This is a genomic window from Pseudopedobacter beijingensis, from assembly GCF_042678145.1.
Classification (GTDB): Bacteria; Bacteroidota; Bacteroidia; order Sphingobacteriales; family Sphingobacteriaceae; genus Pseudopedobacter; species Pseudopedobacter beijingensis.
Genome location: NZ_JBHUDG010000017.1, coordinates 67885 through 87805 on the forward strand (window position 1 = coordinate 67885; position 19921 = coordinate 87805).

Annotated in this window: 15 protein-coding genes; all 15 read left to right on the forward strand. The window is 37.2% G+C overall.

The features are described from left to right. Positions 1 to 3: 3 nt before the first annotated feature. Positions 4 to 588 (forward strand): hypothetical protein, encoded by a 585-nt coding sequence (locus tag ACFSAH_RS11385; RefSeq protein ID WP_379662862.1) that lies wholly within the window; start codon positions 4 to 6, stop codon positions 586 to 588. Next, entirely contained in the window at positions 578 to 1273 is a 696-nt protein-coding gene (locus ACFSAH_RS11390) for a hypothetical protein (RefSeq protein WP_379662863.1), read from the forward strand. The genes ACFSAH_RS11385 and ACFSAH_RS11390 overlap by 11 nt, the downstream gene beginning before the upstream one ends. Next, positions 1263 to 3719, forward strand: a complete 2457-nt coding sequence (locus ACFSAH_RS11395; protein ID WP_379662864.1) for a DUF5689 domain-containing protein — start codon at positions 1263 to 1265, stop codon at positions 3717 to 3719. The genes ACFSAH_RS11390 and ACFSAH_RS11395 overlap by 11 nt, the downstream gene beginning before the upstream one ends. After that, positions 3703 to 4680, forward strand: coding sequence for an endonuclease/exonuclease/phosphatase family protein (locus ACFSAH_RS11400; RefSeq protein WP_379662865.1), 978 nt, complete (start codon positions 3703 to 3705; stop codon positions 4678 to 4680). Before ACFSAH_RS11395 ends, ACFSAH_RS11400 begins: the two co-directional genes overlap by 17 nt. 51 nt (positions 4681 to 4731) lie before the next feature. Next, positions 4732 to 6966, forward strand: a complete 2235-nt coding sequence (locus tag ACFSAH_RS11405) for a right-handed parallel beta-helix repeat-containing protein (RefSeq protein WP_379662866.1) — start codon at positions 4732 to 4734, stop codon at positions 6964 to 6966. A gap of 216 nt (positions 6967 to 7182) precedes the next feature. Continuing rightward, positions 7183 to 8268 (forward strand): SGNH/GDSL hydrolase family protein, encoded by a 1086-nt coding sequence (locus ACFSAH_RS11410; protein WP_379662867.1) that lies wholly within the window; start codon positions 7183 to 7185, stop codon positions 8266 to 8268. Between the two features lie 545 nt (positions 8269 to 8813). Then, positions 8814 to 10493: a GMC oxidoreductase gene (locus ACFSAH_RS11415; RefSeq protein ID WP_379662868.1), complete on the forward strand. Its 1680-nt coding sequence runs from the start codon at positions 8814 to 8816 to the stop codon at positions 10491 to 10493. Positions 10494 to 10515: 22 nt separating this feature from the next. Next, positions 10516 to 11088 carry a gluconate 2-dehydrogenase subunit 3 family protein gene (locus ACFSAH_RS11420; protein ID WP_379662869.1) on the forward strand — a complete coding sequence of 191 codons (573 nt, stop codon included), beginning with the start codon at positions 10516 to 10518 and terminating at the stop codon, positions 11086 to 11088. 3 nt (positions 11089 to 11091) lie between these two features. Further along, positions 11092 to 12240: a Gfo/Idh/MocA family protein gene (locus ACFSAH_RS11425; protein ID WP_379662870.1), complete on the forward strand. Its 1149-nt coding sequence runs from the start codon at positions 11092 to 11094 to the stop codon at positions 12238 to 12240. A 124-nt stretch (positions 12241 to 12364) separates the two neighbouring features. After that, positions 12365 to 13417 (forward strand): sugar phosphate isomerase/epimerase family protein, encoded by a 1053-nt coding sequence (locus ACFSAH_RS11430; RefSeq protein ID WP_379662871.1) that lies wholly within the window; start codon positions 12365 to 12367, stop codon positions 13415 to 13417. A gap of 17 nt (positions 13418 to 13434) precedes the next feature. After that, entirely contained in the window at positions 13435 to 13818 is a 384-nt protein-coding gene (locus ACFSAH_RS11435) for a c-type cytochrome (RefSeq protein WP_379662872.1), read from the forward strand. 2 nt (positions 13819 to 13820) lie between these two features. Further along, entirely contained in the window at positions 13821 to 14510 is a 690-nt protein-coding gene (locus ACFSAH_RS11440; protein WP_379662873.1) for a 3-keto-disaccharide hydrolase, read from the forward strand. A gap of 58 nt (positions 14511 to 14568) precedes the next feature. Further along, positions 14569 to 15795 (forward strand): nucleoside permease, encoded by a 1227-nt coding sequence (locus tag ACFSAH_RS11445; RefSeq protein WP_379662874.1) that lies wholly within the window; start codon positions 14569 to 14571, stop codon positions 15793 to 15795. A gap of 12 nt (positions 15796 to 15807) precedes the next feature. After that, positions 15808 to 16680 carry a hydroxypyruvate isomerase family protein gene (locus ACFSAH_RS11450; protein ID WP_379662875.1) on the forward strand — a complete coding sequence of 291 codons (873 nt, stop codon included), beginning with the start codon at positions 15808 to 15810 and terminating at the stop codon, positions 16678 to 16680. 447 nt (positions 16681 to 17127) lie between these two features. Further along, complete coding sequence (locus ACFSAH_RS11455) at positions 17128 to 19890, forward strand: TonB-dependent receptor (protein WP_379662876.1); 2763 nt, start codon at positions 17128 to 17130, stop codon at positions 19888 to 19890. The last annotated feature ends 31 nt before the right edge of the window (positions 19891 to 19921 follow it).

Below are 19921 nucleotides of genomic sequence, written 5' to 3' on the forward strand. Positions count from 1 at the left end.
AAGATGAACTTAATAAAGATAAAGTATTTGCTGTTGGTTGTAATAACCTTTATATGGACAATGCCATTACTTGCCCAAAACAATCCCAAGACTCCTAAACAGAAAAGAATATTAGAAACATTTCTTGATGGGCAGAATAAACCTGTATATCCTCCTGCGGATGTTTATACCCCAACAGGATACTGGTTTTTTGACGGAGCTTTGAATACACCCAATGAAAAATCGGATATACGTCCCAAATCTCCACGGGTATTAGCCAGTAACGGAACTGATGAAAGTGGTTTCATTAGTACAAACTATGAGATAAACGGTTTACAAAAAGTAAAGGTAGGTTTTATTGGATTTAAAGCCGATAACGGACCGTTTGCTGTAGAAGTTTTGGTTTCTGCAGACAAGGGGAAAACATGGAAGTCTCTGGGCACTAAAGCTGGAGATCCAACCAAAGAAGAAGAAACCATTGCCGAGTTTGTACTAGATAAACCGTCAAAAGGAAGCTATCGTGTGAAAATAGCTAATGCATCAGCACCTAAACCTAACAGATTAAACCGTATAAACATAACCGAAGTACAATTGATATATGAAGAATAATATGAAAATAGGGACTACCTATAGAAGTCACATTGAGCGGAGTCGAAATGTGTTTGTTCAGTGCAGTTCTGTTGGAGATTCTTCGACTGCGCTCAGAATGACAAAGGGTACTATTAACAAAATCTTAATTTACGCCCGGTTTATCATCTGCCTGATGGGGGGGATAACATTAAACACGCAGGCATTTGCTCAAAAAATTATTACTGAGACTTTTGAAGAAGCAAGTGGAAAAGGTCTTTATCCCATTGGTAAAGTAAATACCCCATTAGGTACCTGGACTTTTGATGGCGCTTTGGTTACAGCTAATGAGCCTACTGATTTCAGACCCAAAGCACCTCGTATGCTGGCGTCTTCTACTCCCGATGAACCAGCAGGGAGTATTACTTCCGATTTTGATATCCCAAATCTTAAATCTGTAAAAGTTGGCTTCATTGGTTTTAAAGCAGATCCCGGTTATTTCCAAATAGAAGTATCGGTATCCAGAGATAAAGGTAAAACATGGGAAAGTTTAGGAACCAGTCGTGGGCGTTACGATAAAGCGGCAGAAACCTTTGCTACTTTTCAGGTAAAGGACGAGGGTAAAAAACAATCGTACAGGTTACGTATCAGTAATGATTCGGCTCCACGCCTTACCAGATTTAACCGTATCAACCTCACTTTAGTAGAAATAGAATATGGAAAATAAAGTAAATCCTATTATGAAGATAAGAAGCATGTTTAGAAAATGTATTTGGAGCAAACTACTTGCTTTTATAATATCAGTGAACTTGTTTTCCTGCAAAAAAGCAGAAATACAGGATAATGTCATCAACAGTTTTTCACGTTTTGGGTCTAATACTACTATTAGTAAAGTAATAGCAGGTAATAGCAATACAGCAAAACCAGTGTTTTGGGCATTTGTAACCGCTAGTGGTGCTGCACAGAATGCGTCTGGTATGATATGGCTACAGGATGAAACAGCAGGTATAGCGATAAAACTAAAAGAAAACCAAAGTACACGGTTTGTTCCCGGCACACTGGTATTGGTACAAACCGATGGCTTAAAGGTGAAACGTGAAGGTTCCTTTTACCTGTTGGGTTTACCAGAAGGTGATAATATTAAAGCACTTAGCGAAACAGAATTAGCAGATTATGTTACTGTTGCTGCGCAGGAACAGTTGGTAGGTATACCCCAAATTACACTAGATCAGGTGGATGCATCCTATAACCAAAGAGTGGTAACCATAAGCGATATTGAGGTTGTTGATGAGCACTTGACCGGGAATTTCGGATCTGATACAGAACAGGAAAAAGCAGTTGTTTTCCAAGATTGTTCGGGAAATGAAATTACGCTGGTCACAAACATAGATGCTGAACTGGCTCCAATAGCTATTAAAACAGGGCATGGTAATCTGACTGGGTTAGTTACCCTTAATAATGGCGTAAAACAAATAAGATTGCTGGATGCGGCGGCAGCAGATGTACTAAAAGGGGCGCGTTGTACCTATTTACAATATGCTGATAAAAAATATTTTGTAACCCCAAATGGAAATGTTCTTAACGATGGAAAAAGTTGGGCAACGGCAAAATCTTTAGAAGCAGCCATTGCCGCTGCTGTTAGTGGCGATAGCATTTTTGTAGCTAAAGGAACTTATGCTGCCGTCAGTGGTAATGCTTTGATTTCGCTTAGCGCTGCAAACGATGGTATTAGATTGTACGGAGGCTTTGCCGGTACAGAAACTTCTCTGAAACAAAGGGTGTTTGGTACTACTGCGGCTGATAGTACTATTCTGGAAGGTAACAATAATAGAGTAATCTTTAATAATGCTACCCCTGCATTACCTATTACCGATATTATTTACGATGGTTTTACTATTACTAATGGTCTTGCTACCGGAAGTACTTCAGGAGGCGGTATGTACAATTATTATGCATCTGTTACTGTTAACAATTGTATTTTTAAGGATAATAGGTCAGGTGGTAGTGGCGGCGGTATGTATAACACATATAATACCATTACCGTAAGCAACTGTAAATTCTACGGTAATATTGCAGATGCAAATGGCGGAGGCGCATTACTTGCCTCTACAGGTTCAAATGCCGTTATTGATAACTGTGTGTTTGATAGTAATGCAGCAACCCATACTTCCAGCGGTATCGGAGGTGGCGTATCTACTTATTCTGATGCCGTTCCAACTACAGTGACTGTTACCAACAGTACTTTCAATCGAAATTCAAGTGCTAGTAGAGGAGGGGGAATGTTCAATTCCAGAAATGTAACTACTACTATTTCGGGCTGTACTTTTACGAACAATACAGCAGTTAACGGTGCAGGAATGTACAACAATACTGATTCTGCTCCTAATATCAGCAATTGTACTTTTACAGGCAACATTGCAACTACATATGGAGGGGGAATGTACAACTTTACGAATTCTGCTCCTGATATCAGCAATTGTACTTTTACAAGTAATGAAGCAAACAGTGCAGCTAGCACTACTGGAACAGGTGGCGGAGGATTGTATAGTGTTGATGCTAATCCTACTATTATTTATTGTGTCTTTTTGGGCAATAAGGCGGCTAATGGCGGAGGGGTGAATATTTCCAATGCTGGTACACTGAAGTTTATTAATTGTCTTTTAGCAGGCAATAAAGCTAATAATGCAGGCGGTGCTGCCTATATTACTAATACTGCAGGTAAAACCTGTACACCAACTTTTATTAACAGTACCATTGCAGGCAATAATGCCAATACAGGTGGGGGAATGTACAATACCGGAACAGCCAGTTCAAATGGTACCAATGCTGTAATTACTAATTGTATTATTTATGGTAATACTACAGGTATAATAAATAGTGCTGCTGCGGGAGCTACGGCTACTGTAACCTATAGTAATGTACAGTATACCGGGGGAAGCGAAACAAATTATGCCAGCGGTACAGGTAATATTAATGCCAATCCATTGTTTGTAAGTTCGCCTGCATATAGCACAGCGCCATTTACCGGGGGGAATTATGCTTTACAGGGAGGAAGCCCGGCAATTAATGCAGGTAATAATAGTGCCATTAATGGCTATGCTACCGACCTTGCTGGTAATCCACGGATTAAGAACACAACCGTAGATATGGGAGCATATGAGTATCAGAATTAACAAAGCTTATCTGATCCCTGTTTACCTAATAATAGGGTTATTGGCTGTTTGCTGTAAAAAGCAAACGGCCAGTATTCCTGTGCCTGTACCGGGTGGTAAAACACCAGAAGAAGATAAGATAACATGGTTAAGTCCTTTGAAAGTAGCGTCATACAATATCGAGTATGACCATGACAATCAGGTAACGGATAATTATTGGACAGATCGTAAGTTATTGGTGAAAAAAATGTTCGATAAATATGCATTTGATATTGTAGGTGTACAAGAACCTTATCTCAGCCAATGGCAGGATATGGCCACTCTGCTGCCTGGTTATGCTCGTATAGGTCAGGCTGTAACCGGAAGTACAACAATTGATAAGAAGCTTACTGTAAATATCATGTATAAAAAAAGCAGGATAGAAGTTTTAAAGCAGGGTGTTTTCTGGTTTTCGGACACGCCGTCTGTTCCGGGTATAGCTGCATCCTGGGGAGCAGAGCAATGGCGTATTTGTACCTGGGCTTTGGTAAGGGATAAGCTCACCAATAAGCAATTCTATTTTTTTAGCGTACATCTGGATTTTATACCTAAAGAACCCGAGTACAAATCTGTGGCAAGTACAAAAAGTGTTGAGCTGTTGTTAAAACAGATTCCGACAATAGCCAAAGGTTATCCTGCGGTGCTTGCCGGTGATTTTAACTTTAACCAGAATACGCTGTATTACCAGCAGCTTACCGCAGGAAATGTGTTTAAAGACACCTATACGTTAACTGATAATATAGCCAATGCTGCGAGAGGAACCTTTAATAATTATGATCCCAACCGGGTAAATGCAAGTCGTATTGATCATATTCTGGTGAATACCACCGAAGAGGTAAAGGTGAATAACTGGGCAATATTACCTGATACTTTTATTGGGAAATATCCGTCTGACCACTCTCCGGTTAGTATAGACCTATGCTTTCAGGAAATAATAAAATGATAATAAAAAATGAATCCAATAATTTTTTAATCCTTAATAAAATTTAACGTTATGAAAAAATTGTACTTTTCGTTTATCGTACTATTTGCGATAACATGGACACAGGTAGTTGCACAAACTACTTATTATGTAAAAACAGACGGTAATAACAGCAATGATGGCCTTAGTTGGGAAACAGCTAAAGCAACGATTGCTGATGCTATTGCACTTGCCAATCCGGCTAATGGCGATATGATTTTTGTAGCCAAAGGAACTTATATCGCCTCTGGAAATAATGCTGTTATTAATCCGGGTGCAAAAGTTGGACTTAAATTTTACGGTGGTTTTGCCGGTACAGAAACTTCTCTTGCCGAAAGGGTATTTGGTACTACCGCTGCCGATAGTACCAATTTGGTAGGGAATAATTATAGTGTTGTTGTTAACTATCTTGCTGGTGGGTCAACTATTACTACTACCCTTTATGATGGTTTTACTATCAAAAACGGTAATAGGACCGGTAGTGGTGGTGGTATGCATAATAATATATCCCTTACTGTTAATAACTGCATTTTTAAAGAAAATATATCGTCTGCTAGTGGTGCTGGTATATACAACAGTAATAACCAAATTACCCTTTTAAATTGTAAATTTTACGGCAACAAAGCGAATACTAACGGTGGTGGTGGGATACTGGTATCTTCAGGTTCATCGGCTACTATTACTAACTGTTTGTTTGATGGCAATATAACAGCCTCTGGCCATGGTGCCGGTGTATCAACTTATCATACCGATGCTAATAATCCAACTACTGTTAATGTGAGCAACTGTACCTTTATACGCAATGAGGCCACAGGCACAGGTGGCGGTATGTACAACTATCAAAATATTAAAATTAGTATTTTGGATTGTACTTTTGCAGATAATACAGCAACTACTAATGGTGGTGGTGTATTCAACAATACTTCTGCCGATGCCACTATTACAAATAGCACCTTTACGAGCAATATAGCAACTTTAAATGGTGGGGGTCTATACAATTCTGCTTCTTCTAATGGCGCTATTACCAATTGTACTTTTACAAGTAACATAGCTAATAATACAACAACCGCTACTGGCGGAGGAGGTTTATTCAGTACCGGTGCCGGTCCTACTGTTAGCTATTGTAAGTTTATGGGCAATAAAGCGGCTAATGGCGGTGGTATGCTACTTACTAACGCTACTGCTACAACCCAGTTTGTTAACTGTCTTTTTTCGGGCAATATGGCAACTAATGCAGGTGGTGCTGGGTATATTAATAATAGTGGTACAGGCAGCTCCAGTACCCCGTCTTTTACTAACTGTACCATTGCGGCCAATTATGCAAAGAATACTGGTGGGGGCCTATACAATACAGGTAGTAACAATGGCACAACTGTTACGGTTACTAATAGTATTATTTATGGCAATAGCGGAGGTATAGCAAATAGTGTCCCCGCCGGGGCTACCGCTACGGTTTCCTATAGTAATGTACAGTACACCGGAGCTACTAACGAAGTAGATTACAATGGTGGTACAAATTTTAACGTTGATCCTAATTTTACCAACTTGCCTGCATTTAGCAGCACTGCGCCTTTTACCACAGGCGATTACACGTTGAGTAGCAACAGCGGCAGTGTTATCAATAAGGGTTTTAATGATGCTATAAATGGTTATAATTTTGATATAACAGGTGTTAATCAACGTATTTATGATACTACGGTAGATATGGGAGCTTACGAATACCAAAGTGTTTTACCCATTAAACTAAGCTCCTTCGAAGCAAGGTATCAACATAATCATGTGCAGTTAACCTGGAAAACAATTTCTGAAAGTAATAATTCACATTTCGAAATACTGCGTTCAGACGGAGTCGCATTTCAAGTAATAGACCGTGTAAAAGGAACAGGTGACAGCAATCAGGAAATAACTTATCACTACACAGACTATAACCCGTTAAGCGGAGTGTCATATTATCAATTACGGCAGGTAGATTTTGACAATCAATCAGAGCTTTCTAAAATTATTCCGGTAAGTATAGCTCCTAAGCAAACTGAAATAAGAATATATACCGGGGAATCGGGAGAAATTACAATTGGTGTTTATGCAATGAAATCGGGTAGAGCCAATATAATCATTACTGATATAAGCGGACATAAGTTGTTAAATCAATCTGTAGAAATAAAAGAAGGCTATAGCACATTTGAAAATCATATCGGATTAAAACCGGGTGTTTATGTTGTCAGTCTACAAATGGAGGGTGAAACTGTAAGTGCCAAATTTGTGAAATAGAGGGATGGGCTTGTATCAAAAATAAAAATTTGTCATTTTGATGAGTACAGCGAAGAGAAATCTTCTTCTTGAGTACTTCTGAAATAGATCCCTCGATTCCGCTCGGGATGACGGAAAAAAGAGGGGGCTGGGATGACAATGCTCTTTTGATACAAGCCCTCTCTTTTGTGTATTTATTAATAGAATTCAGTTTAACAAACCAAAAACAAACAGTAAATGAAAAATACCCTCATTATTTTTTGGGCAATGATGTGCTTATGTGCCTGCAACAAGACAGATAGCTCAGTACCAACCAATAAGCAACAGAACCATACGACCATAAATTTTGATAATAGCAAAATACAATATGAGGGTAGGGTAGAAATAAAGCCCAATGATGCCGCTTATTTATACTGGACAGGTACAGCTGTGAGGTTACGCTTTAATGGTACAGGGATAAGTGTTTCCATGCAAGATTTTAGCACGGGTAATGATAACTACTTTTACGTTATTGTAGACAAGCAGATAAAAGGGAAAATAAAAATAGAAAAAGATTTGCGGTCTTATACCCTTATACAAAATCTGCCAGAAGATAATCACGAAGTTGAACTCTTTAAAATAACCCATATGCACCCGGGGTACAAAAGAAGTTATTCAAAACTTTATGATTTCGAGTTGTTGGGTAAGGGGGAGATATTAGATCCGCCCGCTCCTAAAAAAAGGAAAATAGAATTTTATGGAAACTCCATTACCTGCGGTCTGGCTAATGAAGATGATAGCGGTGCAGACAGGAATGCTAGTATCTACGAAAATAATTACCTGACTTACGGAGCGATTACCGCCAGACATTTTGATGCACAATATTACTGTATTGCCCGCAGTGGTATTGGTTTAATGGCAAGTACATCAAATTTGACTATGCCGCAAATGTACAATTTGCTAAACCCATTCGATACGAAAAGCAAATGGGATTTTACCAAATATACACCTGATATTGTGGTGGTAAATCTATTACAAAACGATGCTTCATTATTGGTTAATCCCGTAACAGGAGAAGTTGTTGAAAACTATCAGGATTTTATTAGAAAAATAAGAACTGTATATCCACAAGCACATATTATTTGTGCATTAGGCAATATGGGGGCTGTAAATATTCCAAAATGGCCACAAATTATCAAAGATGCGGTGGAAGGACTGAATGATAATAAAGTATATACTCATTTTTTTACCTATCGTGGTAAATCAGGACATCCTTCGGTAGCAGAGCATGAAGATATGGCTAACAGTTTGATTAATTTTATAGAAAGCAATATTGAATGGTAAATATAATGTTGATTTCTTTATTTGTCTTTCAATGTATCTGATATAACTACATTTTAATGATTCTTATTATGTAACGGGTATCAGAAATATATCTCATTTTTTAATCTTAATGATTTTATTCTCCTTTAGCAATAAAGGAGAATTCCTGTTTCTAAATAGTATAGTTTATACCTTTCTTTAACTGAAAACCGATCACAATACCTCATATTTAGTAATAAAATAATAAAAACTTAACGGTATGCTTATTAAGAAAGGGTTTTCTTTTGTGATTTTTATGGTTCCTTTTGTTTTTATTTATTTTTTATTAATTTGATTTTTTATTTCTTTTCGTTTTTAAGCTGTTTCAGTCATGTTTTTTGTGGTTCTGTAGGAGAAACCTTCGCTGAGATAATAAATATAGAAGGTTTGTTCTGGTCTGTTTAAAAGAATATTGCTATTGAAAAATCACAAATTCAAGATACTTATTGTAAAAAGTACACTTAGTGTTTTATATTTCATGAATAATTTTCTAACTTCAAAAATTCTAATAAAAAAACCTAAATATAATGGCAAAAAATGTTTATGATGCGATTGTAGTTGGATCAGGTATTTCTGGCGGGTGGGCTGCAAAAGAGTTGACCGAAAAAGGTCTTAAAACTCTGGTTTTAGAGAGAGGCCGAAATATTGAGCATATCAAAGATTATACAGCTGCAACAAAGGCGCCTTGGGAATTTCCGCACCGTGGCCGAAGAACACAGGAGCTTATAGAAGCTTATCCCGTATTAAAGAGAGATTATCCTTTAAATGAGAAAAGTCCTGATTGGTGGGTGAATGAAAAAGAGTCGCCTTATGTAGAGGTGAAAAGATTTGATTGGTATCGTGGTTACCATGTAGGTGGAAGATCCTTGATGTGGGGAAGACAATCTTATCGTTTCAGCGATCTGGATTTTGAAGCTAATTTAAAAGAAGGAATTGCTACTGATTGGCCTGTAAGGTATAAAGAAATTGCTCCATGGTACAGTTATGTAGAGAAATTTGCTGGAATCAGCGGATCTAAAGAAGGTATTCCTCAATTACCTGACGGTGATTTTTTACCAGCAATGGATATGAATTGTGTGGAGAAAGATGTTGCCGCGAGAATAAAATCGCATTATAAAGGAAACAGACACATGATTATGGGGCGTGTAGCACATGTTACCGGGCCGTTGAAAGGTAGAGAGAACTGTCAGTATAGAAATAAATGTGTATTAGGTTGTCCGTTCGGAGGTTACTTCAGTACACAATCATCTACATTGCCAGCAGCAATGGCAACAGGGAAGTTAACCTTAAGACCTTTTTCTATCGTTACCAAAATCCTTTATGATAAAGATACCAAGAAGGCAACAGGAGTAGAAGTATTGGATGCTCAAACCAATGAAACCATAGAATATAAAGCAAAAGTAATTTTCTTATGTGCTTCTACATTAAACTCTACCTGGGTTTTAATGAATTCGGCTACCAATGTATGGGAAGGCGGATTGGGAAGCAGCAGCGGTCAATTGGGGCATAACCTGATGGATCATCACTTTAAAATTGGTGCTTCAGGTATAGCAGAAGGCTATGATGATAAGTATTATTATGGCAGAAGGCCAAACGGAATCTACATTCCACGTTTTCAGAATGTTGGAAATGATAAACGTGACTATCTCAGAGGTTTTGGTTATCAGGGAGGTGCTAGTCGTGATGGATGGAGCAGAAATGTTGCAGAATTAGGTATTGGTGCCGAATTAAAAGAAGCACTTTCAGAACCTGGAGCCTGGAAAATAGGAATGACAGGTTTTGGAGAGATATTGCCTTATCATGAAAACAAGATTACCCTTGATAAAGAAGTAAAAGACAAGTGGGGGTTACCAGTGCTTGCCATAGACGCAGAGATTAAGGAAAACGAGATAAAAATGCGTAAAGATATGGGAGAAGAAGCCAAAGCAATGTTGGAAATGGCAGGTATCAAAAATGTGAAAATTCACGATTCGGGTTATGGATTTGGTCAAGGAATCCATGAAATGGGAACAGCGCGGATGGGACACGATCCAAAAGATTCAGTTTTGAATAAACATAATCAGGTTTGGGATGCGAAAAACGTTTTTGTTACAGATGGATCATTTATGACTTCAGGTGCTTGCGTTAACCCATCATTAAGTTATATGGCGTTTACAGCAAGAGCTGTAGATTATGCCGTATCTGAGTTGAAAAAGAAAAATTTATAGTCCATTATCCAAAAATAAAATCATGAATAGAAGAGAAGCTATATCATCAGTAGCATTCCTTTTGGGAGGAACGATATTGGGTAGTCAGGCTTTCGTTTTGTCAGGCTGTTCATCTTCTGTAAAAGAAACCAATGATCTGTTTTCGCAAAGCGATATTGCCTTAATGGATGAAATTGCAGAAACCATTATCCCAAAAACAAATACTCCGGGAGCAAAAGATGCTAAAACAGGTGCTTTTATAGCAGTAATGATTAAAGATTGTTATACACCTGAAGATCAGAGAGTGTTTATTGATGGGCTTAAAAAGATAGATGAAGAGGCCAAAAAAGATTTCTCAAAAACTTTTATAGAGTGTTCACCCGAAGACCGTAAAAAGTTGTTGGAAAGAATAGACGCCGAGCAGAAGGAATATCAGGATAAAAAGGAAAAGGAAGACCCCAACCATTATTTCAGAATGATGAAAGAGTTGACCTTATTAGGCTACTTTACATCAGAAGAAGGAGGGAATAATAACTTAACCTATGTTGAAGTTCCCGGAAGGTACGATGCGTGTATACCTTATAAAAAAGGAGACCCGGTTTATTTAAACCCATAATAGATGACTAAGAAATTAAGATATGCGATGATTGGCGGCGGTCCTGGCGCTTTTATAGGTGCTGTACATAGGATTGCCGCCAGAATGGATAATTTGTACGATTTAGTAGCCGGATGCTTTAGCAGCTCTATGGAAAAATCTACAGAAACGGGAAACGAGCTGGGGATAGCCAGTAATAGAATTTATGCTAACTATCAGGAACTGATAACAAAAGAAAATGCGCTTCCCGAACAGGAACGGGTACAGGTAATTTGTATAGTAACACCAAACCACTTACATTTTGCCCCGGCTAAAATGGCATTAGAAAATGGATTCCATGTGATATTGGACAAACCCATTACGCTAACATTGGCAGAAGCAAAAGAATTAAAGATATTAAAAGAAAAAAGCGGAAAAGAGCTTTTGTTAACCCATACCTATACCGGTTATCCAATGGTAAAGGAGGCGAAACAACAATTGTTATCCGGAAAGTTAGGTGAAATCAGAAAAGTTTATGTAGAATATCCTCAGGGTTGGTTAAGTAATGCGGTAGAAAGCAAGCAAGCTGACTGGAGAACAGATCCCTCAAAAAGTGGTATAGCAGGCGCTATGGGAGATATAGGTACTCATGCATTTAATCTGGTAGAATACGTAACATCCCTGCAGGTTGAAAAAATTTGTGCAGATATTAATACGGTGGTTCCTCATAGAAGATTAGATGATGATGGTGCTGTTTTGCTAAAGTTTAACAATGGGGCCAGTGGCGTGTTAATGGCAAGTCAGGTAGCTGCAGGGGAAGAAAATAAGGTGAAGATAAGAGTATATGGAGAGAGTGGAGGTTTGGAGTGGCACCAGGAAGATGCGAATTCTTTAGTACTTAAATATTTGGATCAGCCCGCTCAGATACTAAGGACCGGATCGGGTTATTTAAGTTCATTTGCTACTCATAATACCAGAGTACCTGCAGGGCATCCGGAAGGTTATCTGGAGGCATTCGCCAATTTGTACAGAAACTTTGCTTTAACCGTACTGGCTAAAGAAAACGGAGAGCAAGTAGCTGTAGAATGTCTGGATTATCCGGGAGTGGAGGAAGGAATAAGAGGGATGGCATTTATAGAAACAGTCATTTCTTCCGGTAAATCTGATCAGAAATGGATTAAAATGGAAATCTGAAAAGATATGTGAATATGAGTTCAGTAGAACTTAATTGAAGCAGAAGCATTAAAATAGTAAGAACTTAAAAGTACCAGCTGGTTTATTTACTCTTTAGAAAAAGAGCCAGTGGTTAGGCACAAATATGAAAACAATAAAAGGACCCGGATTATTTATCGCCCAGTTTATTGGAGATAAAGCGCCATACAATACTTTGGATGGAATTTGTAAATGGGCAAAAGATTTAGGTTTTGAAGGTTTACAGTTACCTACATTAGACAATAGATTTATAGACCTGCAAAAAGCAGCTGAAAGCAAGACTTATGCAGATGAATTAAAAGGTAAAATAGGCGAATACGGTCTGGAAATAACAGAGCTTTCAACCCATTTACAAGGACAGTTGGTAGCGGTACATCCTGCATATAACGAACTTTTTAATGCTTTTGCTCCAGAACAATACCACAAAGATTTTAAAGCAAGAACAGCATGGGCTATACAGCAACTTAAATATGCCGCCGCGGCATCCAGAAATTTAGGCTTAAAATCTCATGTAACATTTAGTGGGGCTTTATTATGGCCTTATGTATACCCTTGGCCACAAAGATCTCCGGGATTGGTAGAAGATGGTTTTGATGAGCTGGCCAAAAGATGGAAACCTATTCTTGATGTATTTGACGAACACGGGGTAGACCTGTGTTACGAGTTGCATGCAGGAGAGGACTTACATGATGGTGTAAGCTTTGAAATGTTTTTAGAGAGAGTCAATAATCATCCCCGTGCCAACTTACTATACGATCCTTCGCATTTCATTATCCAATGTCTGGACTATTTGGAATACATAGATATCTATCATGAACGTATAAAAATGTTCCATGTAAAAGATGCGGAGTTTAATCCAACAGGGAGACAAGGCGTTTATGGCGGTTTTCAGAATTGGGTAGATCGCGCCGGAAGATTCAGATCTTTAGGAGATGGTCAGGTAGATTTTAAATCTATTTTTTCTAAAATGGCACAATACGATTTTGATGGATGGGCCGTTTTGGAATGGGAATGTGCATTAAAACACCCGGAAGATGGAGCTAAAGAAGGTGCTAAATTTATAAAAGACCATATTATCAGAGTAACAGAAAAACCGTTTGACGATTTTGTGAAGTCGGGTGGAAACAGTGATTTTAACAAGAAACTATTAGGAATTTAGAAAATACAATCAATAAAATGAAGAAGAATATTTGGGCACTTTCATTAGTAGCAGTTTTTGCAGTGGCATGTGGTGGCAATCAGAATAATCAGACACAAGCAGATAGTACAACACAAGACGTTACCACAAAACAAACAGCGGAAGAGCCTTTAGGTAAACAATTGATGTCAAAAACAGATTGTTCTGCCTGTCATACAGAAAAATCTAAGATAGTGGGGCCATCATATGTCCAGGTAGCCGAAAAGTACGAAAACACAGAGGCTAATATCACTATGCTGGCAGATAAAGTAATAAAAGGAGGAGTAGGAGTTTGGGGAGAGGTTCCAATGACACCACACCCACAATTAAGCGAGGCAGATGCTAAAGAAATGATAAAATACATATTCACCTTAAAGAAATAACAATGAGAAATCTCATGATAGCCTTGGTAATGATGTTGGCTACAACATCTTGCGCCTCAAAGAAAAACAACGAAGGTTGGGAGAATCTTTTGGCCGACGGAACCAAAGCATGGCATACCTACGGAAAAACCACTGTAACTAGTGCCTGGGCTTTAGAGGATGGCGGAATATTACACTTTAGTCCAAAAGGGAAAGTTAAAGCAGATAAGGGAGATTTGGTTACCAATCAGGAGTTTGAAAACTTCCACTTACAATTGGAGTGGAAAATATCTAAAAAAGGGAATAGCGGAATTATGTTTTTGGTAAATGATGATTATGCCAAATACAAACAGCCCTACCTTACTGGTCCAGAAATGCAGGTTTTAGATAATGATGGGCATCCGGATGCTAAGATTCATAAACATAGAGCAGGAGATTTATACGATCTTATTCCATGTAAGCGAGAAACCGTAAAGCCAACAGGTGAATGGAATAAAGCAGAGATTATTTTAAACAAAAGCAAGTTACAGCTTATCCTCAATGGAGAAAAAGTTGTAGAAACAATGCTTTGGGATAAAAATTGGAACGAAATGGTTGCTGCCAGCAAGTTCAAAAACATGCCTGACTTTGCTAAATATAAAAAAGGAAAAATAGCCCTTCAGGATCATGGTGACGAAGTATGGTATAGAAATATCAGAATTAAAAAGTTATAACTTTAGTATCAGGTCTTGAGAACTTAAAATATAAAATCAACTAAACCAAACCAAAATTATGACAAGTACCACCCGATTTAAATTGTCTTTCATGATGTTCCTGGAGTTTTTTATCTGGGGATCATGGTTTGTTACCCTGGGAACATTTCTGGGGAGCAATCTACAGGCTACTGGCGCGCAAACCGGCGCAGCTTTTTCAACACAATCTTTTGGAGCTATTATAGCACCATTTATTATCGGTTTAATTGCCGATAGGTTTTTCAATGCCGAGAAAATTCTTGGAGTATTACACTTGATAGGTGCTTTTTTGATGTATCAAATGTTTAATACGCAAGATTTTACTGCATTTTATCCTTATGTGTTTGCTTATATGGTGGTTTATATGCCAACGCTGGCATTGGTAAACTCTGTGTCTTTCAATCAGATGGGCGATCCTGAAAAGGAATTTTCCAATATCAGGGTATGGGGAACCATAGGCTGGATTACTGCAGGCTTGATGATTAGTTTTATATTCCATTGGGATTCTGCAGAAGGTATTAAAGAAGGGTTTCTGAAAAATACGTTTATGCTGGCGTGTGTAGCCTCTCTTATCTTGGGTGTTTTTAGTTTTATCCTACCCAAAACACCTCCTAAAGTAAATAAAGGAGAGAAAGTAACCGTAAGTGGAATTTTAGGTTTAGATGCCTTAAAACTATTAAAGAGCTCTGATTTTCTGATATTCTTTCTTTCTTCCATTTTAATATGTATACCCTTGGCGTTCTATTATCAAAATGCCAATCCGTTTTTAACAAACATAGGGTTAGAAAATCCTACCGGAAAAATGACGATAGGGCAAATCTCAGAAGCATTTTTCTTATTGCTTTTGCCTGTGTTCTTTAAGAAATTTGGTTTTAAGAAAACCCTGATGGCAGGTATGCTTGCCTGGGTAGTTCGATATACACTTTTTGCTTATGGTGATGCAGGAAGTTCGTCATGGATGCTTATTCTGGGGATTGCATTACATGGAATCTGTTATGATTTCTTTTTTGTTTCGGGACAAATTTACACCAATGCCAGAGCAGGTGAAACTGTGAAAAGTGCCGCTCAGGGAATGATAACCCTGGCAACGTATGGGGTAGGTATGCTAATAGGTTTTTGGGTAGCCGGTGAAATAACAGATAGCCATAAATTGGCGGAAGGTTCTTTTGACTGGAATATGATCTGGTTAATTCCTGCAGGTATTGCAGCCGTAGTATTAATCCTTTTTGCAGTTTCTTTTAAAGAGAAAAAAGAACTGAAAGCCTAGTAAATGTGTATTATGACAAATAGAAGAGAAGCCATAAAAAATGTAGTAGGTGGAGCAATAGCAGTAGGTGCAACAGGTTTGCTTTCATCATTCGATACCAAAGAACAAAAAATAACAAAGTTGAAAGGTAATGTCAATCACTCCGTTTGTAAATGGACTTATCAATATCTTGGATTGGAAGAGCTTTGTATTAAAGCCAAAGAAATAGGTATTAAAGCTATTGATTTGGTTGGACCAAACGAATGGGATATTTTAAAGAAACATGGTTTGGATTCCAGCATGTGTAATGGAGCCGAGATTAATTTGGTAGATGGTTTTGCTGAACCAAAGTTTCATCAGAAACTAATAGATAGTTATACCGATATGATTCCGAAGGTAGCCAAGGCAGGTTATAAAAATCTGATTTGCTTTAGCGGAAACAGACGTGGTATGGATGATGAAACAGGGATAAACAATTGTGTCGAAGGATTAAAAAAAATCATCTCGCTTGCCGAAAAACACAATGTAACGTTAGTTATGGAGCTGTTAAATAGTAAAATAAACCATAAAGATTATTTTGCCAGTAAAACACATTTGGGCGCCGAGATAGCCAAGCGTCTGGGCTCAGAGAACTTTAAGCTGCTATACGATATTTACCATATGCAGGTTGATGAAGGAGATGTAATCAATACAATCCGAACTTATCATCCATATATTGGACATTATCATACAGCAGGTGTACCTGGAAGAAATGAGATCGATGAAAATCAGGAACTTTATTATCCTGCAATTATGAGAGCAATTGTAGCTACAGGATTTAAAGGATACGTGGCACAGGAATTTATTCCCAAAAAGAAAGACAAGCTGGAATCGTTGAGAGAAGCAATTCGGATTTGTGATGTTTAGAATAATTTAACCGCAAATGACGCAGAGAATACACAAAGTATGCAATGCAAAGTCCTAATGTTCTTTGTGAAAAGCTTAGTGCTCTTTGTGGTTTTCTAGATATTAAGATAATATTTAGGGGTTGTATCAAAAGGACCTTGTCATCCCGAGCGTAATCGAGGGATCTCTTTCAGAAGTACTTAGGGAAGAGATTTATCTTCGCTATACTCATCGAAATGACAACGTTTTTATTTTTTGATGCACCCCTTTTTTTTCATTATGCACCCCTAATTTTTTAATCGTCAAAGCTCCGGAATGTTGTTAATATTATTTTAACACATTAGTTATGTATAGTTAATTGTTTCGTAACAAGCGGGTAATGTACCCGTAATACTTTTGCAACAATTAAATAACATAAAAGTGAATAAAAGACAATTTAACACATTTAGTATAGTCGTTCTTATACTAATGCTTTTTACCTCGGGTTTAACATTTGCTCAGAATGCCAAGATTACTGGTAAAGTTGTTGATAAGGCTAATGGAGAGACTCTTATTGGACTTTCAGTAGGGATTGAAGGAACAACCAAAGGAACCCTCACCGATGTAGAAGGAAGGTTTACTTTAGGAGGACTTGCGGCCGGAAAATACAATTTAACTTTTAAATATTTAGGATATCAGCCTAAAACAATTACAGCTGTAGATGTTAAAACCGGACAGGTTACTACTTTGGATGTTCAGATGGAGCAATCTGCAACACAAGCTTTAAAAGAGGTAGTTGTTACAGCATCTTATAGGCAAGAAACAGTAGGGGCTTTGTATGCTAGACAGAAGAATAATATTAGTATATCTAATGGTATTAGTTCCGATCAAATAAAAAAATCTCCAGATAGAAATACTTCAGAGGTATTAAAAAGGGTAAGCGGTACTAGTATTCAGGATAATAAATTTGTTGTGATTAGAGGGTTGTCTGACAGATATAATTCTACACTATTAAATGGAGCAGTTTTACCAAGTACAGAACCTGATAAAAAAGCTTTTTCATTTGATATTATACCCTCTAACCTAATAGATAACCTTATCATTAGTAAAACTGCTTCACCAGAGCTCCCAGGCGAGTTCGCCGGAGGAGTAATTCAAGTTGTGACAAAAGATATACCAGACCAAAACTATGTGTCTTTAAGTGTTGGAGCGGGGTATAATACCCAAAGTACTTTCAAAGATTTTAATTTAGGAGAGAAGAAAAGTGGCGAGTTTTTGGGGTTTGCAAATTCAGCGAGAGATATTCCAAGAGGTGTGCCAAACACAGTAGAATTTCGCATTTCAGGGGCTCAGGAGAAAATTAATGCAGGAAAATTATTTGATAATTCATTCAATACAAAATCATCAAAGGGATTACCTTCACAGAACTATCAACTAAACTTAGGATTTCAAAAAAGATTTGAGAATGAAGGTAAGCTTGGTTTGATATTTTCTCTTTCTCAGAGAAATGGTGAGTCTATTTCGAGCTCTGAGAGGTATGATTATGAGTCAAACTACAAACAATTTGATTTCAATGATAAAATATTTAAATATAGTACTTCAAGTGGAGCATTATTGAATTTAGCATATGTGAAAGGAAATAATAAGATAGCCTTAAAAAATCTATACAATATTTCTTTAGATAACTCCTATACTTCTAGATATGGTGTACAATTCGCTGAGCAAGATTCTATCAGAGGTAATTCACTTGATTTGGTGAGTAAATCTTTATTGAATAATCAATTGGAAGGAGACCATAAATTAAACTGGAAAGATATAAAGGTAAATTGGAACCTCAACTATTCTTATACCGAGAGGGATCAACCAGATTTAAAATCTTTAAATTACAGATTGGATTATGATCAAGGTGCAACAAAATATGAAGCGATAGTACCTAACGGGACAGCATCCCGTACCGATGCCAGTAGGTTCTTTTCGAATATGACGGAAGATAGTTATGGAGGTGCATTTAATTTTACTATTCCATTTAACTTATTTGATGAGAAAAGTACAGCAAAACTTGGGGTCTTAAAACAATATAAGTTAAGAGATTTTGCTGCAAGAAAATTTGGGTATATACGTAGTAGTTACGGAGCTTTTGATCAGGACATGTTGTATTTACCTATGGATAAGATTTTTGAGGATCAAAATCTTAATCTTAATGGTTTTATTATGGACGAGGGAACTGAGAATGCGGATAAGTATGATGCAACATCAGATTTAAATGCAGGTTATATTCAATTTGATAATAAGATAGGATCTAAAACCAGGGTTATTTGGGGAGTTAGACTGGAAGATAGCTATCAGTTAGTGAACACATTTGATCCTTCGGGTAATAAGTTAAAAGTAGAAAATACATATTTAGATATATTACCCAGCTTAAATTTGACTTATAGTCTTAATAATAAAACAAATATTAGGATTGCCGCTTCACAGACTGTTACCAGGCCAGAATTAAGAGAGATGTCTAGGTTTGGATTCTTTGATTATATTTCAAAAAGGATATTACAAGGAAATCCTGATTTAAAAAGAAGTCAAAATACCAATCTTGATTTTAAATATGAGATCTATCCGAGTAACGGTCAAATACTTTCATTCTCTGCTTTTTATAAAAATTTCCAAAACCCCATTGAACAGATTGTTTCATCAGGAAATGGAGGTAAAAACGTGAGTTTTCAAAATGCTAACTCGGCAAATACTTACGGATTTGAAATTGAAGCCAGAAAAAACTTAAATTTCCTGGGAGATCAGGACTATCTCAAAAACCTGACAGTTTATACTAATGCATCTTTCATTATATCAACGGTAAATCTGAACTCTTTAGTTTCAGAGGTGACTTCAAGAGCTCTGCAAGGGCAGTCGCCATATTTATTAAATGCAGGTCTGCAATATGCTTCTCCTAAAAATGACATGGCTTTTAGTTTATTATATAATAAGATTGGTTCAAGAATAGCGGAGGTTGGATATGAAGGTTATGCAGATATTTATGAAAAAGGGAGAGATATGTTAGATTTTCAGATTAGCAAGAATTTTTCGAAAAGGTTTGAACTTAAATTGAATGTGTCAGATATTTTGAATCAAAAACAAATATTCTATCAAAATAACGATAACAAAAAGACTTACGATGCATCCAAAGATAATTTGATGAACGCTGTTAAATATGGATCTGGAATATCATTGGCTTTGAAGTATGATTTTTCTCTAGGTAAATAATTTAGTTGTCAATTTCTTAATAAAGATTTTA